Origin of the sequence: Streptomyces sp. I05A-00742, from assembly GCF_013055795.1 — a bacterium.
In the GTDB taxonomy this organism is placed as follows: Bacteria; Actinomycetota; Actinomycetes; order Streptomycetales; family Streptomycetaceae; genus Streptomyces.
On sequence record NZ_JABETO010000020.1, the window covers coordinates 48,941 to 73,130 of the forward strand.

Annotated in this window: 23 protein-coding genes; 14 read left to right on the plus strand and 9 right to left on the minus strand. The window is 73.1% G+C overall.

Annotated features, from left to right (window positions below):
• Positions 1 to 42 precede the first annotated feature (42 nt).
• The 6 genes from HN013_RS19785 to HN013_RS19810 all read left to right on the plus strand — a co-directional run bounded on the left by HN013_RS19785 (position 43) and on the right by HN013_RS19810 (position 8,341).
• Complete coding sequence (locus HN013_RS19785) at positions 43 to 1,146, plus strand: ATP-binding protein (protein WP_171168033.1); 1,104 nt, start codon at positions 43 to 45, stop codon at positions 1,144 to 1,146.
• 164 nt (positions 1,147 to 1,310) lie between these two features.
• Positions 1,311 to 2,429, plus strand: coding sequence for a phenylalanine--tRNA ligase subunit alpha (gene pheS, locus HN013_RS19790; RefSeq protein ID WP_171168035.1), 1,119 nt, complete (start codon positions 1,311 to 1,313; stop codon positions 2,427 to 2,429).
• The gene (gene pheT / locus HN013_RS19795) at positions 2,429 to 4,936 is read left to right on the plus strand and encodes a phenylalanine--tRNA ligase subunit beta (protein ID WP_171168037.1); all 2,508 of its coding nucleotides are present in this window, start codon (positions 2,429 to 2,431) and stop codon (positions 4,934 to 4,936) included. Before pheS ends, pheT begins: the two co-directional genes overlap by 1 nt.
• Before the next feature lie 185 nt (positions 4,937 to 5,121).
• A complete protein-coding gene (locus tag HN013_RS19800; protein WP_171168039.1) occupies positions 5,122 to 6,321 on the plus strand; it encodes a PP2C family protein-serine/threonine phosphatase in 1,200 nt (399 codons plus the stop codon).
• A 93-nt stretch (positions 6,322 to 6,414) separates the two neighbouring features.
• Positions 6,415 to 7,752 (plus strand): lipopolysaccharide assembly protein LapB, encoded by a 1,338-nt coding sequence (locus HN013_RS19805; RefSeq protein WP_171168042.1) that lies wholly within the window; start codon positions 6,415 to 6,417, stop codon positions 7,750 to 7,752.
• A gap of 58 nt (positions 7,753 to 7,810) precedes the next feature.
• A complete protein-coding gene (locus HN013_RS19810; RefSeq protein WP_171168044.1) occupies positions 7,811 to 8,341 on the plus strand; it encodes an NUDIX hydrolase in 531 nt (176 codons plus the stop codon).
• 30 nt (positions 8,342 to 8,371) lie between these two features.
• On the opposite strand, the gene HN013_RS19815 is transcribed toward HN013_RS19810, so the two are convergent.
• Entirely contained in the window at positions 8,372 to 8,623 is a 252-nt protein-coding gene (locus HN013_RS19815; protein WP_212764579.1) for a hypothetical protein, read from the minus strand.
• A gap of 159 nt (positions 8,624 to 8,782) precedes the next feature.
• The gene (locus HN013_RS19820; RefSeq protein ID WP_171168047.1) at positions 8,783 to 9,238 is read right to left on the minus strand and encodes an Lrp/AsnC family transcriptional regulator; all 456 of its coding nucleotides are present in this window, start codon (positions 9,236 to 9,238) and stop codon (positions 8,783 to 8,785) included.
• Between the two features lie 130 nt (positions 9,239 to 9,368).
• Here HN013_RS19820 and HN013_RS19825 point away from each other — a divergent pair, with 130 nt between their 5' ends.
• Complete coding sequence (locus tag HN013_RS19825) at positions 9,369 to 9,986, plus strand: LysE family translocator (RefSeq protein ID WP_171168050.1); 618 nt, start codon at positions 9,369 to 9,371, stop codon at positions 9,984 to 9,986.
• A 71-nt stretch (positions 9,987 to 10,057) separates the two neighbouring features.
• On the opposite strand, the gene HN013_RS19830 is transcribed toward HN013_RS19825, so the two are convergent.
• Complete coding sequence (locus HN013_RS19830; RefSeq protein WP_171168051.1) at positions 10,058 to 10,918, minus strand: 3-hydroxybutyryl-CoA dehydrogenase; 861 nt, start codon at positions 10,916 to 10,918, stop codon at positions 10,058 to 10,060.
• A gap of 164 nt (positions 10,919 to 11,082) precedes the next feature.
• On the opposite strand from HN013_RS19830, the gene HN013_RS19835 reads away from it, so the two are divergent.
• The gene (locus HN013_RS19835) at positions 11,083 to 12,303 is read left to right on the plus strand and encodes a family 10 glycosylhydrolase (protein WP_171168145.1); all 1,221 of its coding nucleotides are present in this window, start codon (positions 11,083 to 11,085) and stop codon (positions 12,301 to 12,303) included.
• An 8-nt stretch (positions 12,304 to 12,311) separates the two neighbouring features.
• On the opposite strand, the gene HN013_RS19840 is transcribed toward HN013_RS19835, so the two are convergent.
• Entirely contained in the window at positions 12,312 to 12,512 is a 201-nt protein-coding gene (locus HN013_RS19840) for a DUF1918 domain-containing protein (RefSeq protein WP_171168053.1), read from the minus strand.
• Positions 12,513 to 12,855: 343 nt separating this feature from the next.
• Complete coding sequence (locus HN013_RS19845; protein WP_171168055.1) at positions 12,856 to 13,842, minus strand: aldo/keto reductase; 987 nt, start codon at positions 13,840 to 13,842, stop codon at positions 12,856 to 12,858.
• 106 nt (positions 13,843 to 13,948) lie between these two features.
• On the opposite strand from HN013_RS19845, the gene HN013_RS33105 reads away from it, so the two are divergent.
• The gene (locus tag HN013_RS33105; protein WP_312018652.1) at positions 13,949 to 14,449 is read left to right on the plus strand and encodes an Lrp/AsnC family transcriptional regulator; all 501 of its coding nucleotides are present in this window, start codon (positions 13,949 to 13,951) and stop codon (positions 14,447 to 14,449) included.
• Between the two features lie 57 nt (positions 14,450 to 14,506).
• On the opposite strand, the gene HN013_RS33110 is transcribed toward HN013_RS33105, so the two are convergent.
• A complete protein-coding gene (locus HN013_RS33110) occupies positions 14,507 to 15,394 on the minus strand; it encodes a DMT family transporter (RefSeq protein WP_171168057.1) in 888 nt (295 codons plus the stop codon).
• On the opposite strand from HN013_RS33110, the gene HN013_RS19860 reads away from it, so the two are divergent.
• Positions 15,393 to 16,829 (plus strand): PLP-dependent aminotransferase family protein, encoded by a 1,437-nt coding sequence (locus HN013_RS19860; RefSeq protein WP_171168059.1) that lies wholly within the window; start codon positions 15,393 to 15,395, stop codon positions 16,827 to 16,829. The genes HN013_RS33110 and HN013_RS19860 overlap by 2 nt on opposite strands.
• Before the next feature lie 582 nt (positions 16,830 to 17,411).
• Positions 17,412 to 17,567 carry a hypothetical protein gene (locus HN013_RS19865; protein ID WP_171168061.1) on the plus strand — a complete coding sequence of 52 codons (156 nt, stop codon included), beginning with the start codon at positions 17,412 to 17,414 and terminating at the stop codon, positions 17,565 to 17,567.
• Positions 17,568 to 18,034: 467 nt separating this feature from the next.
• Here HN013_RS19865 and HN013_RS34175 read toward each other — a convergent pair whose 3' ends face one another.
• Positions 18,035 to 18,520, minus strand: a complete 486-nt coding sequence (locus tag HN013_RS34175; RefSeq protein ID WP_171168063.1) for a GntR family transcriptional regulator — start codon at positions 18,518 to 18,520, stop codon at positions 18,035 to 18,037.
• Between the two features lie 288 nt (positions 18,521 to 18,808).
• Positions 18,809 to 19,450, minus strand: coding sequence for a TetR/AcrR family transcriptional regulator (locus HN013_RS19875; protein WP_171168065.1), 642 nt, complete (start codon positions 19,448 to 19,450; stop codon positions 18,809 to 18,811).
• A 50-nt stretch (positions 19,451 to 19,500) separates the two neighbouring features.
• Between HN013_RS19875 and HN013_RS19880 the strand changes: the two genes are divergently transcribed.
• The 3 genes from HN013_RS19880 to HN013_RS19890 all read left to right on the plus strand — a co-directional run bounded on the left by HN013_RS19880 (position 19,501) and on the right by HN013_RS19890 (position 23,031).
• Positions 19,501 to 21,060 (plus strand): FAD-dependent monooxygenase, encoded by a 1,560-nt coding sequence (locus HN013_RS19880; protein ID WP_171168067.1) that lies wholly within the window; start codon positions 19,501 to 19,503, stop codon positions 21,058 to 21,060.
• A gap of 32 nt (positions 21,061 to 21,092) precedes the next feature.
• On the plus strand, positions 21,093 to 21,674 hold the full coding sequence (locus tag HN013_RS19885) for a TetR/AcrR family transcriptional regulator (RefSeq protein WP_171168069.1): 582 nt from the start codon (positions 21,093 to 21,095) through the stop codon (positions 21,672 to 21,674).
• Positions 21,675 to 21,786: 112 nt separating this feature from the next.
• Positions 21,787 to 23,031 (plus strand): MFS transporter, encoded by a 1,245-nt coding sequence (locus tag HN013_RS19890; protein WP_212764568.1) that lies wholly within the window; start codon positions 21,787 to 21,789, stop codon positions 23,029 to 23,031.
• On the opposite strand, the gene HN013_RS19895 is transcribed toward HN013_RS19890, so the two are convergent.
• A complete protein-coding gene (locus HN013_RS19895) occupies positions 23,016 to 24,104 on the minus strand; it encodes a TetR/AcrR family transcriptional regulator (protein ID WP_171168072.1) in 1,089 nt (362 codons plus the stop codon). The genes HN013_RS19890 and HN013_RS19895 overlap by 16 nt on opposite strands.
• Between the last annotated feature and the right edge of the window lie 86 nt (positions 24,105 to 24,190).

Below are 24,190 nucleotides of genomic sequence, written 5' to 3' on the forward strand. Positions count from 1 at the left end.
GGGGCTCGGGAGGGGGCGTCGGGTGTGAGTGGGGAAACTGCCGTGGGCGGTTCCGCGTACGGGGCCGCCGTCATCGATGACGTCGCCGGATGCGCGCTGCACCCGGACGACCTGCCGGACGGCCTGGTCGTCGCCGACGCCGCCGGCCGCGTCGTCGGCTTCAACGCCGCGGCGGCCCGGATCACCGCGCTGCGCCCGGCCGACGCGCTCGGCCGGCCGCTGGAGAGCGCCCTGCCGCTGGAGGACCTGGACGGCCGCCGCTGGTGGACGCTGACCGACCCGTACGGCGGGCTCGCCACCCGGACCGGACAGCCCGAGCGCAACCTGCTGCTGCCGGGCGGCCGCGAGGTGCTGGTCTCCGCCCGCTATGTGCGGGAACGGCCGCTCGGCCCCGTCGTCCGGCTCGTCGTCCAGCTGCGCGGCACCGAGGCCCGGCGGCGCACCGAACGCAGCCACGCCGAGCTGATCGCCACCGTCGCCCATGAACTGCGCTCCCCGCTGACCTCCGTCAAGGGCTTCACGGCGACCCTGCTCGCCAAGTGGGAGCGGTTCACCGACGACCAGAAGCGGCTGATGCTGGAGACCGTGGACGCGGACGCCGACCGCGTCACCCGGCTCATCGCCGAACTGCTCGACATCTCCCGGATCGACTCCGGCCGGCTGGAGCTGCGCCGTCAGCCCGTCGACATGGCCGCCGCGGTCCGCCGGCACGTCGCGGCGCACACCGCCCGCGGCCAGAGCGCCGACCGCTTCGTGGTCCGGGTCGTCGAGCCGCTGCCCCCGCTCTGGGCCGATCCCGACAAGATCGACCAGGTGCTCGGCAACCTCCTGGAAAACGCGGTGCGCCACGGCGGCGGAACGGTCACCATAGAGGTGGCACCGGCCTGGACGAACACCCGCACGGAGGGGACGGCGGTCACCGTGAGCGATGAGGGCCCCGGCATCCCGGAGGGGGCGATGACCCGCGTCTTCACCCGCTTCTGGCGGGGCAGCAAGCGCGGCGGCACCGGTCTCGGCCTGTACATCGTCAAGGGCATCGTCGAGGCGCACGGCGGCACGATCACCGTGGGGCGCTCGGCCCACGGCGGCGCCCGGTTCCGATTTACCCTGCCCGTGGGCGCCCCCGCGTTCCTCACCCAGGGCTGAGCTTTTCGTTCGCCCGGGGCCGACGCAGCGGGCCCGCGGGCTCATCCGGACCCCCATGCCCCTTAGACTCGACCTTTGGCACGTTTCTGGGGCCACTTTGGCCAATACAGTCGGGCGAAGCCGCGCAGCCAGCGGAGCCAGCCACTTCGGAAGTACGGGAAGAGATGTCGGCACCCAATAAGTCGTACGACCCTGTCCAGGTCGAGGCACTGAAACCGGAAGAGATCGAGCGCATGCGGGACGAGGCGCTCGCCGCCTTCGCCGCGGCCGCCGACCTCGACGCCCTGCGGGAGGCGAAGACCGCCCACACCGGTGACCGTTCCCCCCTGGCCCTCGCCAACCGTGAGATCGGCGCCCTGCCCCCGCAGGCCAAGGCCGAGGCCGGCAAGCGCGTCGGCATGGCCCGCGGCGCCGTGAACAAGGCGCTGGCCGCCCGCCAGACCGAGCTGGAGGCCGAGCGCGACGCCCGGGTGCTGGTCGAGGAGGCGGTGGACGTCACGCTGCCGTACGACCGCGTCCCGGCCGGTGCCCGCCACCCGCTGACCACGTTCATGGAGCGCGTCGAGGACGTCTTCGTGGCCATGGGCTACGAGGTCGCCGAGGGCCCCGAGGTCGAGGCGGAGTGGTTCAACTTCGACGCCCTCAACTTCGAGCCGGACCACCCGGCCCGTGCCATGCAGGACACCTTCTTCGTCTCGGGCCCCACCAAGGACGAGTCCGGCGTCGTGCTGCGCACCCACACCTCCCCGGTGCAGGTCCGCTCGATGCTCGACCGCGAGCCCCCCGTCTACGTGGTCTGCCCGGGCCGCGTCTACCGGACCGACGAGCTGGACGCCACGCACAGCCCCGTCTTCCACCAGATCGAGCTGCTCGCCATCGACGAGGGCCTGACCATGGCGGACCTCAAGGGCACGCTCGCGCACATGGTGCGCGCGCTGTTCGGCGAGGGTCTGTCGACCCGGCTGCGTCCCGCCTACTTCCCGTTCACCGAGCCGTCCGCCGAGCTGGACATGCAGTGCTTCGTCTGCCGCGGCGAGTCCGCGGGCGACCCGGAGCGCCCCTGCCGCACCTGCTCCAGCGAGGGCTGGATCGAGCTGGGCGGCTGCGGCATGGTCAACCCGCGCGTGCTGGTGGCCGCGGGCATCGACCCGGAGAAGTACAGCGGGTTCGCCTTCGGGTTCGGCATCGAACGGATGCTGATGTTCCGCCACAACGTCGAGGACATGCGAGACATGGCCGAGGGTGACGTGCGCTTCACCCGGCCCTTCGGGATGGAGATCTGATGCGCGCCCCGCTTTCCTGGCTGCGGGAATACGTCGACCTGCCGGCCGGCACCACCGGCCGCGACGTGCAGGCCAAGCTCATCGCCGCCGGCCTGGAGGTCGAGCGCGTCGAACGGCTGGGCTCCGGCCTCACGGGCCCGCTGGTCGTCGGCAAGGTCCTCACCATCGAGGAGCTGGAGGGCTTCCGCAAGCCGATCCGCTTCTGCACCGTCGACGTCGGCACCGCCAACGGCACCGGCGAGCCGCAGGAGATCGTCTGCGGCGCCCGGAACTTCACCGTCGGCGACAAGGTCGTCGTCGTGCTGCCCGGCGCCGTGCTCCCCGGTGACTTCGCCATCGCCGCCCGCAAGACCTACGGCAAGGTCTCGCACGGCATGATCTGCTCCGGCGACGAGCTCGGCATGGGCGACGACGGCAGCGGCGGCATCATCGTGCTGCCGCAGGAGTACGAGCCCGGCACCGACGCGATCGAGCTGCTGGAGCTCCGCGACGAGGTCCTCGACATCGCCGTCACCCCGGACCGCGGCTACTGCCTGTCGATGCGCGGCATCGCCCGCGAGACGGCCACCGCCTACGGTCTGCCGCTGCGCGACCCGGCCCTGCTGGACGTGCCCGCGCCCAACTCCTACGGCCACCCGGTCCGGGTCGCCGACCCGGCCGGCTGCGACCGCTTCACCGCCCGTACGGTCACCGGCCTCGACCCCGAGGCCCGGTCCCCGATCTGGCTCCAGCGCCGGCTGCAGAAGGCCGGCATGCGCCCGGTCTCGCTCACCGTCGACATCACCAACTACGTGATGCTGGAGCTGGGCCAGCCGCTGCACGCCTACGACCGCTCCCGGATCGCCGGGACGATCGGCGTCCGCCGCGCCGAGCCCGGTGAGAAGCTGACCACCCTCGACGGCACCAAGCGCGTCCTGGACGCCGAGGACCTGGTCATCACCGACGACAACGGCCCCATCGGCCTCGCCGGTGTCATGGGCGGCGCCGGCACCGAGATCGCGGGTGCGGCCGAGGGCGGCTCCACCGAGGTCGTCATCGAGGCCGCGCACTTCGACGCGGTCTCCATCGCCCGCACCTCGCGCCGCCACAAGCTGTCCTCCGAGGCCGCCAGGCGCTTCGAGCGCGGCGTCGACCCGCAGGCGGCCTCGGCCGCCGCGCAGCGGACCGTCGACCTGCTGGTGCTGCTCGCCGGCGGCACCCCGGAGGCCGGGGTCACCGAGTTCGCCACCCCCAGCGCCCCCCGGACCATCGCGCTGCACGCCGACCACCCGGACAAGGTGGCGGGCGTGGAGTACGGCCGGGAGACCGTCGTCCGCCGCCTCCAGGAGGTCGGCTGCGACGCCTACGGGCAGGACGAGCTGATCGTCACCGTGCCCAGCTGGCGGCCCGACCTCACCGACCCCAACGACCTCGCCGAGGAGGTCATCCGGCTGGAGGGCTACGAGAACCTGCCCACCACCCTGCCCAGGCCGCCCGCCGGCCGCGGTCTGACCGCCCGCCAGCGCCTGCACCGCCGCGTCGGCCGGGCCCTGGCCGGTGCCGGGTACGTCGAGGCGCCCAGCTACCCGTTCCTCGGCGACTGGGCCCTGGACCACCTCGGCCTGGAGGCCGACGACGCGCGCCGGCTGACCGTGCGCCTGGCCAACCCGCTCTCCGAGGCGGAGCCCGCGCTGCGCACCACCCTGCTTCCGGGGCTGTTCGCCGCGCTGCGCCGCAACGACAGCCGGGGCGAGCACGACCTGGCGCTCTTCGAGACCGGCCTGGTCTTCCGGCCGACCGGCGAGGAGCTGCCGGCCCACCGGCTCCCGGTGGACCGCCGGCCCACCGACGAGGAGATCGCCGCACTCGACGCCACGCTGCCCCGGCAGCCGCGCCGGGCCGCCGTCGTCCTCGCCGGGGCCCGCGAGCGCACCGGCTGGTGGGGCCAGGGCCGTCCGTCCGGCTGGGCGGACGCCGTCGAGGCGGGCCGCACGGTGGCCCGTGAGGCGGGCGTCGAACTGATCGTCCGCCAGGACCAGGTGGCGCCGTTCCACCCCGGCCGCTGCGCCGCGCTGCTCGCCGTGATCGACGGCGAGGAGGTGCTGGTCGGCAACGCCGGCGAGCTCCACCCGCGGGTCACCAAGGCGTTCGGCCTGCCGGAGCGCACCTGCGCGATGGAGATCGAGCTGGACCGCCTGGAGCAGGCCGGTGCCGGCCCGGTCGAGCCCCCGCGCGTCTCCTCCTTCCCGGTGGCCACGCAGGACGTCGCGCTCGTCGTGGACGACCGGGTGCCGGCCGGCGAGGTCGAGGCCGCGCTCCGGTCCGGGGCCGGTGAACTGCTGGAGTCGCTCCGGCTGTTCGACGTCTTCACCGGTGAGCAGCTGGGCGAGGGACGGAAGTCGCTCGCCTACGCGCTGCGCTTCCGCGCGGGCGACCGCACGCTGACCGCCGACGAGGCGTCCGCCGCCCGTGACGCGGCCGTCCGCTCGGCCGTCGAGCGCACCGGCGCGGTGCTGCGCGGCGCGTAGCCGCGGGACACCCACGGACAAGGGGCGCTCCGGTTCACCGGGGCGCCCCTTGCGCACCTCCCGCATCGTCAGCCCGACAGCCACCGCCCTTCACCCGATGGGGTGGAAAACGGGTCGCAGGTCGTTACTTTCGCGCCGCCGCTCGAAAGAATCGAGCGCGTCATTGCGCAAGGGGGGCCGACGGCATGATCCGTACCAGGGCTGCGCGTTGCCGACGGGGTGCGGCGCTCGCGCTGCCCGGCCTGTGGGTCGCCGGGGTGGTGGTCTGGGAGCTGCTGAGCCCCCTCGGCCCGCAGTTCGTCCATCTGCTCGCCGCCGCACCCGCCATCGCCTGGGCCGGCAGCGGACGCCGGCAGTGCGTCGTGCTCGGCGGCGCCTGCGCGCTGTTCGCGCTCCTGCCCCTCGGCCCCACCGCCCCGGCCGTCCGCCTGGCCGGCTGCTGCGCCATCCTCGCCGTCGTGGGCGCGGTCTGGCTCGCCGCCCGCCGCGGCCACCGGCTGGCCCACGAGGTCGAACGCCTCCGGGAGATCGCCGCCACCGTCCAGCAGGCCGTCCTGCGCCCCCTGCCGCCCCGCCTCGACGGGCTCACCCTCGCCGGCGGCCACCGCTCCGCCAGCGAGGGCGCGTTGCTCGGCGGCGATCTGTACGAGGTGCTCGCCACCCGGCACGGCGTCCGCATCGTCATCGGGGACGTCCGCGGCCACGGCCTGCCCGCCCTCGGCACCGTCGCCGCCCTCCTCGGCAGCTTCCGGGAGGCCGCCCACGACGAGGACGGACTCCCCGGCGTCCTGCGCCGCCTGGAGCGCGCCCTCCAGCGCCACCTCGACGGCACCCGGTCGGGACAGTCGCCCCCGGCCGAGGGGGACCGCGCGGCCGGCGAGGACTTCGCGACCGTCCTCCTGCTGGAGATCCGCCCCGGGGGCGAGGTGCTGGCCCTCAACTGTGGCCACCCGTGGCCGCACCGGCTCACCGCCGACGAGGACGGCCCCTTCGCCGGCCGGGCCCCCGGCGTCCGCGCCGACGTCCTCTCCTCCGGCGACCCGCTGCCCCCACTGGGGATGTTCCCGCTCCCTCCCGAACCGCCCGTCCGCCGGCTGACCCGGCTGCTGCCCGGCGAGGCCCTGGTGCTGCATACCGACGGCGTCGAGGACGCCCGGGACGCCGCCGGGCGGTTCTTCCCCCTGACCCGCGCGCTGACCGAGGCGGCCGGCGGCGGGGCCGTCGTCCCCGCGGCCGTCGTCGACCGCGTCCGCGCCGCCGTCCTGCGCCACACCGGCGGCGTCCTCACCGACGACTTCGCCCTGCTCGCCCTGCGCAACGACCGCCACCCCGTCCCGGACCTGACCCCGCACGGGCCGCTGGCCCGCAGCTGCCCGCACGGCTGACGGCCCGTACTCCCCTTCCCCCGGGGCCCGTTCACACCCCGTGCGAATCCGCTTCCGTTACGCTGGGTCGACCGAGCGCACACGGAGGGCGGCATGGAGCCCAACACTCTGCTCGACGCCATTCTCGACGAGGCGGGGATATCCCACGCCGGCCTGGCCGCCCACGTCAACGCGGCGGGCCGGACCCGAGGACTGGCGTTGCGCTACGAACACACCGCCGTGGCCCGCTGGTTGAAGGGCCAGCGCCCGCGCGGGCAGGTGCCCGACCTCCTCTGCGAGGTGCTGGGCGAACGGCTGCACCGGCCCCTGACCCTCGACGACATCGGCCTGGGCACCCCCGGCACCCCCCGCGTCCCCGGCACCCCGCTGTCCGGCTTCGTCGAGCGGGCCACCGCCCTGTGGCGCTCCGACGAGCAGCAGCGCGAACACGTCGTCACCGCACCCGCCGTCACCGGCACCCACGCCGTCATCCCCGTCTGGGAGTGGGAGAACCCGCCCGAGGACGCCGATGTCTCCCGGCGTGGCCTCACCCGCGTCTCCATGGAAGACATCGCCATGCTGCGCGCCGCCCGCGAGCACTACGAGCAGATGTACCGGAAGGCCGGCGGCGTCGCCACCCGCGCCCGGATCGTCGGCTTCCTCAACGCCGAGGCCGCCCCGCTGCTGCGCGGCAGCTACTCCGACGCCACCGGCCGCCAACTGCACCGCGCCACCGGGGGACTGGTCGCCGTCGCCGGTATCTGCGCCTACGACTCCGACACCCACGGACTGGCCCAGCGCTACTTCCACCAGGCGCTGCGGCTGGCCAAGGCCAGCGGGGACCGGGGTCTGGGCGCCTATGTGATAGCGCTGCTGGTCAACCAGTCGCTGTTCCTGGGGGAGTACCGCCAGGCCGTCGCCTTCGCCGAGTCGGCGCTGCGCTCCGGCGGTCCGCATCTGACCCCCGCCCTCACCGCCGACCTCTACGCCATGCAGGCCAAGGCGTACGCGCGGCTCGGCGACGGCGCCGGGGCGCTCTCCTGCATCCGCCGCGCGGAGTCCGCGGCCGAGCGCATCCACCGCGGGCAGGAGCCCGCCGAGACCGGCTACGTCCAGCCGGGACTGGTCAACGTCCAGGTCGCCGAGGCCCTGCTCAGCCTCGGGGAACTCGGACCCGCCCGTGAGCACGCCGACCGGGCCGTCGACACCCCCGCCCACGACCGGGGCCGTGTCCACCGGCTCGCCATGCTCACGCACATCGAACTGCGTCAAGGAGACGCGGACAAGGCGGTGGCCACCGCTCAGGAGATGACCGAGCAGGCGAGGGGCATGGAATCGCAGCGCTTACGGGACCGGCTCCGGGCGGTGCGCGAGCACCTGGTCGAAAGCGGGTGCGCGGCCACCGCCGAGGCCGCCGAAATGATCGAAGGGGCGCTGCGCGTGCCCTTGTGACGACCCTTGTGCGGGCGACGCCCGGGTAGGTGGCCACCTCGGCGGAAGGTGGCAACACGTGCGTTGGAAGAATCTCGATGAGCGGACCGTCTACGAGAACCGGTGGTTCCAAGTCAATCTCGCGGACGTCGAACTCCCCGACGGCCGGCACCTCGACCACTTCCTCATCCGGCTGCGGCCCGTCGCCGTCGCCACGGTCGTCAATGAGGCCAACGAGGTCCTGCTGCTCTGGCGGCACCGGTTCATCACCGACACCTGGGGATGGGAACTGGCCGCGGGCGTCGTCGAGGACGGCGAGGAGATCGCCCGGGCCGCGGCCCGGGAAATGGAGGAGGAGACCGGGTGGCGGCCCGGCCCGCTGCGGCACCTGATGTCCGTCGAGCCGTCCAACGGGCTCACCGACGCCCGGCACCATGTCTACTGGACGGACGAGGCCGAGTACATCGGTGAGCCGGAGGACGGCTTCGAGTCGGACCGCCGTGAATGGGTCCCGCTCAAGCTGGTGCCGGACATGATCGCCCGGGGTGAGGTGCCGGCCGCCAACATGGCCGCCGCGCTGCTCCTCCTGCACCACCTCCGGCTCGGCTGACCGTCGCCGGGCAGCGGGGGACCCCCGCGCTCACCGGCCGATCACCTGCCAGACGGCCAGGCCCAGGCCGGCCAGGCCGGTGAGCGCGGCGAGGGAGGACACGGGCCACCTGCCGCTCTCCAGTGCCTTGACGCGCTCCTCCACTTCGGTGATCTCGCGTTGCGTCTGGTCGCTGCGCTGGGTGAGCAGGGCGAGGCGCCCATCGATGTGGACGACGCCCACATCGAGTCTGCGCCGGAGCTCCGCGAGCTCAGCCGTCTTCGCGGCGTGCTCGGGATGCATGGTCACGGTCCGTACTCCTTCCGGAAGGCCCCCACGGTTCCGTCCGTGGTGAATGCGCTGTACGACAAGGAAAGCGCGTCCCGGGCCGGGGCGGGAGCGTGTGCGGAGGGTGAGTACGGGTCACCGTCGCACACCCCGTGTGAACGCCCGTGCGGCGCTTCAGCGTTCGGGGAGCGGGCGTTCCTCGACCACGCGTTTCATCACCAGGGTGGAGTCCAGCCGCTGCACCCCCGGCAGCGTGGCCAGGTGCTCGTCGTAGAGCCGCTGGTAGGCGTCGAGGTCGGCGGTCACGACGCGCAGCATGTAGTCGGGGTCGCCGAACAGCCGCTCGGCCCGGACCACCTGGGGCACGTCGGCCACGGCCCGCTCGAACTCCCGGACCGTCTCCCGGTCCTCCTGGCGCATGGTGATGAATACCAGGGCCTCGAAGGTCATCCCCAGGGCGCCCGGGTCCACCACGGCCCGGTAGCCGCGTATCGCGCCGGAGCGCTCCAGTTCGCGCACGCGGCGGTGGCAGGGCGAGACGCTGATCCGTACGCGCGCGGCCAGTTCCGTGAGGGTGAGCCGGCCGTCCTTCTGGAGCTCGGCAAGGATTTTCCGGTCGAGGCTGTCCATGGGGAAGATTCTCCCTCCTGGACGCCCATTCCGGGGAAATCTCGGAAACACTTCCCGCCCATATCCGCATAACCTTCCCTGCCGCACGGTGAATTCACCGCGGAAAGCACCACAGGAAAGGGGTCCGCGCATGGCCGTCGATTCCATGACCGCGTTTCTCGGAGTCTCCGTTCTGCTGCTCCTCGTCCCGGGCGCGGACTGGGCCTACACGATCGCGGCGGGGCTGCGGGACCGGTCCGTCATACCGGCGGTCGGCGGTCTCATGCTCGGCTACGTGGGGCTCACGGTCGTCGTGGTGGCGGGTCTGGCGGCGGTCGTCGCCGGAACGCCCAGCCTGCTGACGGCCCTCACGGTCTTCGGCGCCGGCTACCTGGTGTGGCTCGGTGCGACGACCCTCCTCCGGCCGCCCGTGCCGAGCGCGACGGCCGCCCCGGCCGCCGGCCTCCCGCCGGTCCGCGTCCTCCTCCAGGGGGCGGGGACCAGCGGGCTGAACCCCAAGGGCCTGCTGCTGTACGTCTCGCTGCTGCCCCAGTTCGTGGACCGGCACGGCGACTGGCCGGTGGCCGTCCAGACCGGCACGCTCGGCGCGCTGCACGTGGTGGCCTGCGGGGTGGTCTACCTCGGGGTCGGGACCACGGCCCGGAGGGTGCTGCGGGCGCGGCCCGCGGTGGCGCTCACGGTGAGCAGGGTGTCGGGGGTGGTGATGGTGGGCATCGGCGGGTGGCTGCTGGAGCGGCTGGCGGGCTGACCTCCCGCGACGGCCGGACGGGCCGGCGAACCGGCCCGTCCGGGGGCGTGACCAGGAGGGACGACGGCTGCTCAGCCGTAGCTGTAGAACCCGGCCCCCGACTTCCGCCCCAGCCGCCCCGCGTCCACCATCCGCTGCAGCAGCGGAGGTGCCGCGTACAGCGGCTCCTTGTACTCGGCGTACATGCTGTCGGCCACCGACGCGACGGTGTCGAGACCGATCAGATCCGACAGTTTGAGGGGACCCATCGGGTGGGCGCACCCCATTTCCATGCCGTTGTCGATGTCCTCGCGGCTGGCGATGCCGGACTCGAACATCCGGATGGCGGACAGCAGATACGGGATCAGCAGCGCGTTGACGATAAAGCCGGAGCGGTCCTGGGCCCGGATCGGGTGCTTGTCCAGCACCCCGGCGACCAGGGCCTCGGCGCGCTTGATGGTCTCCTCGCCGGTGGTGAGCGCCGGGATGATCTCGACCAGCTTCTGCACCGGGGCGGGGTTGAAGAAGTGGATGCCGATGACCTGGTCGGGGCGCGAGGTGGCCACGGCGAGCTTGACCAGGGGGATGGAGGAGGTGTTGGAGGCGAGGATCGCGTCCTGGCGGGTGACCACTTGGTCCAGTACCTGGAAGATCTCCGTCTTGACCTGCTCGTTCTCGACGACGGCCTCAATCACCAGGTCACGGTCGGCGAACTCGCCCAGGTCGGTGGTGAAGCTCAGCCGGGCCAGCGCCTCGTCCCGCTCCGCCTCGGTGATCTTGCCGCGTTCGGCGGCCTTGCCGAGGGAGTTGATGAGCCGGGTGCGGCCCAGCTCCAGGGCCTCGCCCGTGGTCTCGGCCACCTTGACGTCCAGACCCGCCCGGGCACACACCTCCGCGATGCCCGCGCCCATCTGGCCGCAGCCGACCACTCCGACGCGCTCGATGTCGCTCACAAGCTGCCTTTCCGCTGAACCTCACCGACCGGCGGACGCTGGGGGTCGCTCCCGCCTCGATCAGACGTTACTCCGAGCGGTCCGATGACGGGGAGTCCGGGGAGGGCATGCTGAATGCGCACGGTGTGACACATCCGACAAGGAGTGAGCAACATATGGTGCGTATGACGCGAAGACGGTTCACGGCGGTCACCGCGGGTGCGGTGACGGCGGCGCTGGCCCCGGCCGGAGCCCTGGCGGCCCCCGCCGAGCGGACGGCAACCCAGTTCCGGGGCATGTGGACCGCGACCGTGGCCAACATCGACTGGCCGTCCCGCCCCGGACTCCCCGCCGACCACCAGCGCGACGAACTGCTCCACCTCTTCGACACCGCCGTCGCCCGGCGGCTCAATGTGGTGATCCTCCAGCTCCGCCCGACCGCCGACGCGTTCTGGCCGTCGCGGTACGAGCCCTGGTCCGAGTTCCTGACGGGCACTCAGGGCAAGGACCCGGGCTGGGACCCCCTGGCCTTCGCCGTCCGCGAGGCACACCGCCGCGGGCTGCACCTGCACGGCTGGTTCAACCCGTACCGCATCGCCAACCACACCGACCTCGGACGCCTCGTGCGCTCCCACCCGGCACGGAAGCACCGGGACTGGGCGGTGCCCTACGGCGGGAAGCTCTACTACAACCCCGGGCTGCCGGAGGTCCGCCGCTTCGTCCAGGACGCGATGCTGGACGCGGTGTTCCGCTACGACCTGGACGGGGTGCACTTCGACGACTACTTCTACCCGTACCCGGTGGCGGGGAAGGAGTTCGACGACGCGGCGGCGTACCGCCGGTACGGAAAGGGCTTCCCGAGCCGGGCCGCCTGGCGGCGCGACAACATCGACCGGCTGGTGCGGGAGACCGCCGAACGGATCAAGGACCGCAAGGAGCAGGTGAAGTTCGGCATCAGCCCGTTCGCCGTGTGGCGCAACAGGACCACGGACTCCCGGGGTTCGGACACCCGGGCCGGGGTGCAGACGTACGACGACCTCTACGCGGACACCCGCCGCTGGGTGCGCGAGGGCTGGATCGACTACATCGTGCCCCAGGTGTACTGGCACATCGGCAACGCCGCCGCCGACTACGCCGTGCTCGTGCCCTGGTGGGCCCGGACGGTGCGCGGAACCGGCGTCGACCTGTACATCGGCGAGGCGCTGTACCGGCAGGGCGACCCCGCCCAGCCCGCGCCGTGGCAGGATCCGGCGGAGCTCTCGCGCCACCTCACGCTCTGCCGGCGCCACCCGGAGGTGCGCGGGAACGTGTACTTCTCCGCCGCCCAGGTGGTGAGGGACCCGATCGGGGCGATGGCGCGCGTCGTCGGGGACCACTACCCCCGCCGCGCGCGCCCGCCGCGCTGAGCCGCCGGCTACTCCTGGCCGGTCGCCTTGCGGTGGTCCACCACCGAGTCCGGCCCCGGCGTCATGATCGTCTCGTGGCCGTTGTCGGCCCTGACCCGGAACGGCGGCGTGCCGTCGGGGCCCAGCACCTCCACGATCTCCACGACCCGGTCCTGCTGCCCGACGACTCTGCCGTGCACGACCAACCGGTCGCCCTTGCTCGCATGCATCGGCGGTGCCCCTTCCGTCAAGGTGTTCCCGAGCTCGTCGTGGATCCGTGCGCCGGCGCGGTCCGTACCCCGCGCCTCCGCCCGTGCACCGACTCGGTCCGCGCGCGCCGGAGGACCGGCGCGCCGACCGGGGTACGTCCCAGTCTAGGGTCGCGGACCCCGGGGGGCCCGGTCTACGGGCCGATCGGGTCGGGCGGTCGCGCGGGGGGTGCCGCTCGCGCCCCCGGCCGGGCGCGGGGGGACGGCGTGGGGGGCGGGTGGGATGGCACGGGCGGGCCACCGGTCCGGGCCCGTCACGGCCGGACCGGACCAGTGGCCCGGCCGCCCGCCCATCCGTCGTGTCTCAGCCGCCGTGTCCCAGTACCGGGTGCGGCCGGTAAGGCGCCTCCAGCCTGGCGACCTCCTCCTCGCTCAGGGTCAGGTCCACGGCGGCGACGGCGTCGGCCACGTGGACGTCCCGGGTCGCGCCCACGATCGGTGCCGCGACCCCCGGCTTGCCCAGCAGCCAGGCCAGGGCGATCCGGGCGGGCGGCAGCCCCCGTTCGGCCGCGATGGCGCGGACCACGTCCACGACGTCGAAGTCGTCCTCGTCGTAGAGCCGCCGGGCCAGCGCGTCGCTGCCCGCCCGCGCGGTCCGTTCCGCGCCGCCGCGCTCCCGGTTGCCGGCGAGCAGCCCGCGGGCCAGCGGGCTCCAGGGGACGCAGCCCACGCCCTGGTCGAGGCAGAGCGGGATCATCTCCCGCTCCTCCTCCCGGTAGACCAGGTTGTAGTGGTTCTGCATCGACACGAAGGGCGTCCACCCGGCCGCCCGCGCCGTGTACTGGGCCTTGGCGAACTGCCAGGCGTACATGCTGGAGGCGCCGAGATAGCGGGCCCGGCCCGATCGGACCACCTCGTGCAGGGCCTCCATCGTCTCCTCGACGGGCGTCTCGTCGTCCCAGCGGTGGATCTGGTAGAGGTCGACGTGGTCCGTGCCCAGCCGGCGCAGCGAGGCGTCGATGCCGGCCAGGATGTGCTTGCGGGACAGACCGCGGTCGTTGGGTCCGGAGCCCATGGGGAAGTAGACCTTCGTCGCCAGGACGTAGTCGTCGCGGCGCGGGAACAGCCGGGCGAGCAGCCGGCCCGTGATCTCCTCGCTCCGCCCGTCGGAGTACATGTCGGCGGTGTCGAAGAACGTCACGCCCGCCTCCACCGCCCGCCGGACGAGCGGTTCGGCGGCCTGCTCGTCCAGGAACCACTTCCGGTGCCCGTCGCCCCCTCCGTAACTCATCATGCCCAGGCCGATCCGTGACACCTTCAGCCCGGACGATCCCAGCCGTATGTAACGCATATGACTCCTGCTTCTGCCCGGGCTCCGCCGACGGAACCGCCGCACCGGGAATCCTGCGGTTCCTGAGGGCGGTTGAGAAGGGGAGTTCCCACGTCGGAGGTGCCAAGTGCCTGGAAATTCACGGCCGAAGAGGGCGAACGCCTGGAGCGGTGGCCCGGAGCGCACGCGGCTGCTGGACGACGTCAACGCCCGGCTGCTGGCGGAGCTGCACGGGGACCCGCGCGTGTCCATGTCCGAACTGGCCCGGCGGGTGGGTATGTCGGCGCCGGCGGTGACCGAGCGGGTGCAGCGTCTGGAACGGGCGGGGGTCATCAGCGGCTTCCATATGAACGTCGATCCCGCGGCCCTCGGCCTGCCGGTCACGGCGCTCGTCCGCGTCCGGCCTGGCCCCGGGCAGCTGCCGGGGCTGATCGAGGCGGCGCGCGGCACTCCGCAGGTGGTCGAGTGCTACCGGACCACCGGGGAGGACTGTCTCCTCCTCAAGGTCCACGCGGCGTCGGTCGAGGGGCTGGAGGAGGTGCTCGACGCCTTCCTCCTCTTCGGGCAGACGACGACCTCCATCGTGGTCGCGACGCCGATACCGCTCCGTCCGCTTCCGGTCCGGTGAGCCGGGCCGGGCCGGGCGTCCGGGGAATGGGGCGGTCGGGGTGCCGGGGAGCCGGGGTCAGGTGCGCTGGGTGACCGCGATGCAGACGAGCACGGCGACGGCGGCGAGCGGCGCGGCGGGCGACAGGTGCTCGCCGAGCAGCGCCACCGACCAGACCAGGGTGAGCAGGGGCTGCGCGAGCTGGAGCTGTCCCGCTCTGGCCACTCCGGTCATCGCCATCGCGCGGTACCAGAGCCACATGCTCACAAACTGGGAGAACACCAGCCACAGCAGGCCCGCCGTCGCCTTGCCCGTGACGTGGACGGGCTCGACGGCCAGCGCGACCGCCGTCCCGACCGCGGCGGGCGGCAGGCAGAGGACGAGGGCCCAGGCGATCACCTGCGAGCCCGGTATCTCCCGCGCCAGCCGGCCGCCCTCGGCGTAGCCGGAGGCGCACACCAGCAGGGCGGCGAACAGGTACAGGTCGCCGATGCCCGGCCGGCCGCCGCTCTGCTGCACCGCGAAGGCGATCACCACCGCGGCACCGGCCACGGCCGCGGTCCAGAAGGCGCGGGAGTGCCGAGTCCCGGTCCGCACCGTGGCGTACACGGCGGTGGTCACCGGCAGGAGGCCCACGACCACCGCGGCGTGCGAGGTCGTCGAGGATTCGAGGGCGAGTGTGGTCAGCAGGGGGAAGCCGACGATGCAGCCGGCCGCGACGGCGAACAGCCCGCTCCAGTGCCGGCGGTCCGGCAGGGGGACCCGTCCGGCGAGCAGGAAGCCGATCGCGATCAGGGCGGCGAGGGACGCGCGGCAGGCGACCACCGACCAGGGGCCGAGCCCGTCCAGGGCCCAGACCGTCGCCGGGAACGTCAGCGAGAACATCCCCACGGCGAGCAGGGCGAGGAGTGTGCCTCCATTCACTGCTATCGAGAAGGGGCGAGTAGCGCTATCCTGTGCTGTCATGCAAGAGCGTAGCAGCGTCGCTGAACTGGCTGGACTTCTTCGAGGGGAAGTCAACCGCTACTCACCCGGTGAGAAGCTGCCGTCCAGCCGGGCCCTGATCGACCGCTTCCGGGTCAGCCCCGTCACCGTCTCCCGGGCCCTCGCCGTCCTCGCCGCGGAGGGCCTGGTCGTCACCCGGCCGGGGGCGGGGGCGTTCCGTGCGGAGGCGCGCACCGCCCGCGCGCCGCTGGGGGACACCTCCTGGCAGCAGGTCGCGCTCAGCGCGGAGCCGGGCGACCGCACCGTGCCGCGCTCCGTGGAGGCCGGCCGGATGTGCGCCGGGCTGAGCCCCCAGCCGCCCGGCGTCATCGACCTCGCCGGCGGCTACCTCCACCCCGCGCTGCAGCCCGAACACGCCCTCGCCGCGGCCCTCGGCCGGGCGGGCCGCCGCCCCGGCGCCTGGAGCCGTCCCCCGCTCGAAGGCGTCGACGCGCTCCGCGCCTGGTTCGCCCGCACGATCGGCGGGCCGGATGGCACCGTCGCCGCCTCCGACGTCCTCGTCACCGCCGGTGGACAGAGCGCCCTCACCACCGCCCTGCGCGCCCTCGCGCCCCCGGGCGCCCCCGTGCTCGTCGAGTCGCCCACCTACCCCGGCGTGCTCGCCGCCGCCCACGCCTCCGGCCTGCGGCCCGTGCCCGTCCCCGTGGACGCCGACGGCGTGCGCACCGACCTGCTCGCCGAGGCGTTCCGGGCCACCGGCGCCCGGGTGTTCTTCTGCCAGCCCCTCTACCAGAACCCGACCGGCGCCGTCCTCTCCGCCGAGCGCCGCCGCGCGGTCCTGCGCATCGCCCGGGCCACCGGCGCGTTCGTCGTCGAGGACGACTTCGCCCGCAGCCTCGCCCACGCCGACGCGCCCCCGCAGCCCCCCACCCTGGCCTCCGAGGACCCCGACGGCGTCGTCGTGCACATCGCCTCGCTGACCAAGTTCGCCTCGCCCAGCCTGCGCGTCGGCGCCCTCGCCGCCCGCGGGCCCGTCTTCGAGCGGCTCCGCGCCGTCCAGGTCATCGACAGCTTCTTCGTGCCCCGTCCCCTCCAGGAAGCCGCCCTCGAACTCGTCGGCTCCCCCGCCTGGTCCCGGCACGCCCGCACGATCGCCGCCGAACTGAGCACCCGGCGCCGGGTGTTCCTCGCCTGCGTGCGCCGAGAGCTGCCCTCCGTGACCGTCGACCATGTGCCCCCCGGCGGCTTCCACCTCTGGGTCCGGCTTCCCGACGGCACCGACGAGTCCGCCGTGACCGCCGCCGCTCTTCGCGCGGGCGTCGCCGTCGCCCCGGGTCGGCTCTATTACGCGGCGGAGCCGCCGGCGGCGCATCTGCGGTTGTGCATGGGGGCGGCGGCGGGGGAGGGGGAACTGGTGGAGGGGTTGGCGCGGTTGGGGGCGGCGCTGGCGGGGTGAGGGGGTGCGCCTGCGGCGGGCGGTGCCCCGGTCCCGCCCCTTTCCCGAAGCTCCAGACAGGTAGTTCTGGATCGATCACGGATGGCGGCATCGTCGCAGGCCATAGCTCCTGAGAATTCGTCGACCCCCACAGAGGATTGACGGCTCTCAACCCCCTCACGAACACCGTGTTCACAGAGACCCTGCGCGGCGTCCAGTGAGGCCACTCCGGGCCTCCCGGTAGTGGAAGCGCTACGGAGAGGAGTGATCACCTATGCCTCATGCGCGGAAGACGCAACAGTCGTACCGCCGTGGAGCCCATGTATGGGATACCGGCACGAGTTGGGTGGGCGAGGTGATGGGCCACGAGGGTCCGGATCCCTCAACTTCGCCCATTTAGAGGCGAGGTTGGAGTGGGATGGTGACCCGGCCGCGCTGCGCCTTGCTTTCCCGGACGAGGTATACCGATTGTAGCCGTTCGTGCTGCTGCCCCACTGGGCCGGACCCCGGTCTGACCGGTTGGTGCCCGCACCGGCGGAACCCCCCGGGGCGCCACCCGCCCCGTACATCCCGCCGTGGACGCCGACTACGCCGTCCGCTCCGATGCCGACGCCCGTACCCGGGTGCCGGGGGTGCGCGGCGCGGCAACGCGTCATCACCCTCGCCAAAGCAGTCGACGAGCCCGACGCGATCGCCGCCGCGCGGCTGCTCCTGGCCCTGCACCTGAACGAGGTGCACGGACAGAACTGGGACGTGTGAACGTCCCTCTCAGGCTCCCGTCTGCCCCGCCGATGTTCCCGACCGTGTTCCCCCAAGGCCTGTCCGGCGCGACAGGCGAGGCACCACGCCCCGACCGACCGGCCGGGAGCGGACAACCACCCCATGGGGTGGGAGCCTCACAGAAGGGAACTTCGATGGGAACGACGACGTGTATGACCTGTAACGGATCTGGGTTGTGACCGACTCCAACGGTCTGACGAGCGCATGCTCGACCTGTAACGGGTCCGGGCAGGTGGAACACAGCTGAGGAAAGGAGTGGCGGTGTGCAGCGAGTGCAACAACGTGGGCTACGTCGAACAGGATCTGGGAAACGGCACAGGGCTGAAGTACGCGTGCCCGTCCTGTAACAGGGCCGAGGACAGCCGGAACCGGGAGCCGCGCAGGCAACCCGCCTGGCTCACTCGTCTCTCCGGCGCAGACAAGCCCCCCACCACGTAGGCAGGGGATCAGAAGAGGCCCCGTCCGGTATGCCGGGCGGGTTCGCTCTGTCGGCTCGGGCCTGACCACCGACCACCAGCATGGGGCACCTGCACCCGTGGCGCTGGTAGCCGCAGACCGGAGCCGACCCGATCCTGGCGTCGCCCGTCGTCCCCGTCGGCGGACGCGCCCCGGTCCGCGACGAACGTCCCGCGCTGCGGGACCACGAACAGCCATCCCGCTTCCATCAGGGCGGCAATCGCGCGCCGAACGGTCGGACGCGACAGTCCATACTCCTCACACAGACGGGTCTCCGACAGGATCGGCCGGCGAGGTGCCCAATCCCCGCGCTGGATGCGGGCCCGCAGAACTCGGCAAGCTGCTGAAACGGGGGCTCCGGAGCGTCCCGGATGATCTCTGCGTGGAATGGCGGCGGGCAGCGGCGTTCGCAGCCATCGGCGTGGACTACCCGTGAGGTACCCGGGTGACCACTTCGAACAGAACGCCCGCCGCATGGGGATGAGCGCATGAGCCTCGCCGAGCGGATCTCCCTCACGGCGCCTGCCGTCCGCCCTGCCGTCCCGTACTGCGAGTGCGGACGATCCACGCTCGCCCCGGTGCCCGTCCGCTGCATCGAACGAACCAGCGGCCCCGGGACGACGCTGTACGCCTGCCCCGTCCAGCCACGTGCCGGACGGGCTGAGTCAGCCCGTCCGGCGTTTGAGGACGCGCGCCGCAGGCGCGCTCGGGGTGCGGGGGCTTGCCCCCGCAAGAAACGGTGAAAGGGCGGGACCGGGGCACCCCTACCCACCCAGCGGAAGAACCCGCTCCAACTCCCCGAACACCCGCTCCACCAACGCCCGGTGCGCAAGCACCACCTCCTCGGCCGGCTCCCCCGCAAAGGCGCGCCGCAACGACGCCGCACAAGCCGCCCGGTACGCCGCGACGGCAAGAGCGGCGGTCATCCGCGGCTGCGGGTCGGGAGCCGATCCGCCCGGACACGCGGCGATGGCCGCCGTGAGGGCAGCCTCCAACTCCTCGGCCCCCTCCCGCACCCGCGCCCGCAACGCGGGCGACCCGTACACGATCCGCCAGAACGGCGCGTACCCGACCGCCGCCAGCGGATGCCCCTCGTCGACGAGCCGGAGCGCGAGGCACCGCAGGGCGGCGACCGGGGACTCGGCGGGGTCGCGGTCCCGGACGGCGGCGGTGGCCAGGGCGATGCCCTCGGGGATCCGGTCGAGGAAGAGGTCCTCCTTGCGCGGGAAGTGGTTGAAGACGGTCATCGCCGAGACCTCGGCGGCCTCGGCCACCTCGGCCACGGTCACCTCGTCGAAGCCGCGCTCGAAGAACAGCCGGGTGGCCACGTCCGAGATGCGCTGCCGGGTGAGGAGCTTCTTCCGCTGCCGGAGCGGCAGCTGCTCGGATGCGTTCCGTTCGCTCATGTGACCAAGACTATATCGACCACAAAATTGTAGTGGCTACAGTGAAACTCATGGAAGACTCCACGAACCACCCCACCACAGGCCCCGACGTCGTGGTGGCGGGGGGCGGCCCCGTCGGCCTCACCCTCGCCTGTGAACTCGCCCTGGGCGGCACCCGCGTGCTGGTCCTCGAACGCCTCACAGAGGTGGACCGGACCATCAAGGCGGGAGCCATCAACTCGCCGAGCGCGGAGGCGTTCCACCGCCGCGGCCTGCTGCCGGCCCTGGCCGAGGTTCAGAAGGAGGTGCTGGGCCGCTTCGGCTCGTTCGTCGCGAGGACCCACGCCGCCGGCGCGCCCGCGCTCAAGCAGCCGCCCCGGTTCGCCGGGCACTTCGCGGCGCTCCCGCTCGACGCCGCGCTCTTCGACGCCTCCGACCCCGCGTTCGGCGACACCGGCCCGGCGGCGGATGTCGGCCTCGTCCCCCAGGAGTCCCTGGAACGGCTGCTCGCCGGGCGGGCGGTGGAGCTCGGCGTGGAGATCCGCCGCGGGGTGGTGCTCACCGGCTTCGACGCCGACGACTCCGGGGTGACCGTGCACACGGACGCGGGCCCGGTGCGCACCGGCTGGCTCGTCGGCTGTGACGGCGGCCGGAGCACCGTCCGCAAGCTGGCCGGATTCGCGTTCCCCGGCACCGCCCCCGAGATCACCGGCCGCCAGGCGCTCGTCGAACTGGAGGGCGCCGAGGCCCTGGGCGTCGGCTGGCAGACCACGGACACGGGCCACTACGTCCACGGCCCGATGCCCGGCCGCATCCTCACGGTGGAGTTCGACGGGCCGCCCGCCGACCGCGAAGCGCCCGTCACCGCGGCCGAGTTGGAGGCGAGCCTGCGCCGGGTCGCCGGCGTGGACGTCAAGGTGACCGCCGTACGCACGGCCACCCGCTTCACCGACAACGCGCGCCAGGCGTCCACCTACCGCGAGGGCCGGGTGCTGCTCGCGGGGGACGCCGCCCACGTCCACTCGCCCTTCGGCGGCCAGGGCCTCAACCTCGGCATCGGGGACGCGATGAACCTCGGCTGGAAGCTTGCCGCCACTGTCCGCGGCTGGGCGCCCGAGGGCCTGCTGGACACGTACACCGCCGAGCGGCACCCCATCGGCGCCTGGGTGCTGGACTGGACGCGCGCCCAGATCGCCGTGATGCGCCCCGACCCGCACGCCCGGGCCCTGCGGACGGTGGTGGCCGACCTGCTGGGGACCGTCGAGGGAACCACCTACTTCGTCGAGAAGATCTCCGGCGTATGGCACCACTACGACATGCCCGGAGGTCATCCGCTCGTCGGCCGCAGCGCCCCCGACCTCGTCCTCGACGACGGCTCCCGGCTGGGCGACCACCTCCACCACGGCCGCGCCGTGCTCTTCGACCTCGCCGGCCACCCGGCGGTGCGGGCGGCCGCAGACGGCTACGGGGGGCGCGTGGACGTCGTCACCGCGCGGTGCCCCGGGCGGCCGGACCTGGCGGCGCTCCTGGTGCGCCCGGACGGGTTCACCGCCTGGGCGGCGGATGCCGGTGGTGCGGCGGAGGGAGCGGCCGCCGCACTCCGACGGTGGTGCGGCGACCCGGTTTCTTGAACGATCGGTTCGATTCGTATAGCGTTCTCGGTATGGGCAGGAACAAGGAGTTCGATCCGGACGCCGCGCTGCGGTCCGCGCTGGAGCTGTTCTGGCGCAAGGGGTACGAGGCCACATCGATGCAGGACCTGGTCGACCACCTCGGCGTCAACCGGGGGAGCCTCTACGCGACCTTCGGCAGCAAGCACGCCCTCTACCTCCGTGCGCTCGACCGGTATTGCGAGCTCAAGGGCGAGGTGAGCCTGGGGCTGCTGAGCCGCCCGGGAGCCGCCCTGCCCGCCGTGCGGGAGCTGGTGCTGCTCTACGCGGCGGAGTCGCTGGACGACCCGGACCGCAAGGGATGCCTGGTCACCAACACCGCCGTCGAGGTCCTGCCGGAGGACGAACAGGCCGAGCGGCGGGTCGCGTCGGCGCTGGACGAGCTGGAGACGGCGATCGCCGGGGCGCTCCTCCGCGCCCGGGCCCAGGGGGAGCTGCGGCCGGACGCCGATCCGCGCGCCCTCGCCCGCTTCCTCGTCACCTTCCTCCAGGGCCTGCGGGTGATCGGCAAGACGGCCGACGGCCGCCGTCGGCTGGAGGACGCCGTGGAGCAGGCGCTGGGTCTGCTGCACTGAGCGGCCCGCCCCGGGCGCGGAACCCCTGGAACCCCCTGGGATCCCCTGGAGCCCCAGGGGTTTTCCTTTGCCCTTTTATTGGAACGATCGGTTTGGAAAAGGTGTTGTCGTCATGAGCCGTTCCCTCGTGCCCCGTCCCGTCTATGTGCTCTCCCTGGGCATCTTCGCCATGGTCACCAGTGAGTTCGTGGTCGCCGGACTGATGCCGCAGCTCGCGGACGGGCTGAACGCCACCGTCCCCGAGGTCGGATACCTCATCACGGCCTACGCGGCCGCCATGGCCCTGGGGGGACCGTTCCTCACCGTGGCCCTGCTGAGGATGCGTCAGAAGCAGGCGCTGTACCTGCTGTTCGCCGTCTTCCTGGCGGGCAACGTCCTGGCCGCCACCGCCTCCGACTACGGAGTGATGATGGCCGCCCGCGTCGTCACCGGTGTCGCGTCCCAGGCGTTCTTCGGTATCGCGGTGTCCCTCGCGGCCCAGCTGACGCCTCCCGAGGCCCGCGGCCGGGCCCTGGGCGTGGCCATGAACGGGCTGATGCTCGGGACGCTGCTGGGGCTGCCGCTCTCCACGCTCATCGGTGAACACCTGGGCTGGCGGGCCGCGTTCTGGGCCATCACACTGCTGACGGCGGTCGCCGCGCTGTGCACCGCCGCCGGCGTTCCCCGGCTGGGCCGTCCCGAGGGCGGCGAGGGGTTCCGGCGCGAACTGGACACCTTCCGGAATCCCCGGCTCTGGCTGGTGCTGTCGACCAGCACCCTCATCATCGGCGCCACGTTCGCCGCCTTCAGCTACCTCAACCCGCTCCTCACCGAGATCACCGGCTTCGGTACGGGCACGGTGCCGCTGCTGCTGATCGCCTACGGCGCCGCCACCGTGGCCGGCAACTCCGTCGTCGCCCGGCTCGCCGACCGCCACACCCTCGCCGTCCTGCTCGGCGGCCTGACGCTGAACCTGCTCTTCCTCACCGGCCTCGCCCTGCTGGCCCACCTCGCCGTCCCGGCGGTGATCTGCATGATGGGCATCGGGCTGTCCGGCGTGACCATGAACCCGGCGATGATCACGCGCGTGCACCGCACCGCCAACGCCCGTCCCCTGGTCAACACCGTCCACTCGTCCTTCATCACGCTCGGTGTGATCGTCGGCTCCTCGGTGGGCGGTCTGGCCGTCTCCGGCTTCGGCCTGCGCGGCCCCCTCTGGCTCGGCGCCGGCCTCGCCGTGCTCGGCCTGCTCACCCTCGTCCCCGACCTGGCCCGCGCCGGTCTGCGGGGCACCCGCCGACCGCGGCCCGGTATGGATCCGGCGCCCGGTACAACGTCCGGGGTCAGTCGCGAAAGTGCTGGTCAAGCCATGTGCTGAGGGCTGTGACGGCAGGCCACCGCATGGCCCGCCCCCCGTCCGTCCGCGCGCGCCACGATCAGGCCGTCGCGCGTCCGGACCGCGACCTCGGTGGAGTCGTCGACCGCGTCCCGGCCGACGGCCGCGGCGACCGCGCCGGTGTCGTCGAGGACGACGCGCGGCCGTGGCAGTTCCCCGGGCGCGAACACCCGGCGCAGACAGGCGACGATATCGACGATCCGGAGCCGGGCCAGGCGCCCGGTCTCGGCGGGGTCGCCGGTCACGACGACGAACGTCAGCTCGTCGCCCGGCCGTGCCGAGCGCATCGCCTCCTCGGCCGCGGACAGGCGTCCCGCGCCCAGCACGACCACCACGCCGTCGTCGTCGAGGCCGAACCGGCGGCCGGTGATCTCGTCGTGGAGCCCGCGCGGGGCCGTCCAGGCGTCGCGTGTCACCGACGCCGGGGACACGAAGGGCAGATGGGGCGGGTCGGCGTCGTCGGGGACGGGGAGGACGGCCAAGTGCTCGGCGGCGCGGGCCAGGTCGAAGAGGTCGCCGGCTCCGGGGGCGATCTCGGCGAGGCCCGCCGCGCCGTGGAGCAGGGTCAGGGCCAGCTCGGCCCGCCGTACCGTCCCGGTGTGCGGCGGGGCGTGCGGTTCGAGGGCCAGGGCGAGCAACAGGGCTTCGAACCGGACGAGTTCGGCCAGCGCCGCCCGGGCTGGTGCGGTGTCGAGGACTCCGGACAGCGAGCGCAGCCGGAGATGGCCCCTGCCCGGTGTGTCGGCGGCGAGGGGCAGTCGTTCGAGCCAGATCCGGGCGAAGGCGCCCAGTGCCTGCCCGGCGGTGGCAGGTGATTCCCGAGGGGGTTCGGCGGCGGCCCGGGCCTGTTCGGCGGCGTCGGCGAGCACCGCGAGGTAGAGCGCGCGCTTGCCGGTGAAGTTGGAGTAGACCGCGCCCCTGGTCAGTTCGGCGCGCTCGGCGATCCGGTCGACCTTGGCCCCGGCGTATCCGTGCTCGGCGAACTCCTGACGGGCCGCGACCAGCACGGCCGCGCGGGTCCGCTCCTGCTGCTGTGCCCGGGTCAATCGCGCCATTCGTGCCCCTTCCGCTTCCGCCGCCATGATGATACAGATGGCATTCCGATGACGTCGACATCTGGATGTTGTGAACATTCAAAAAT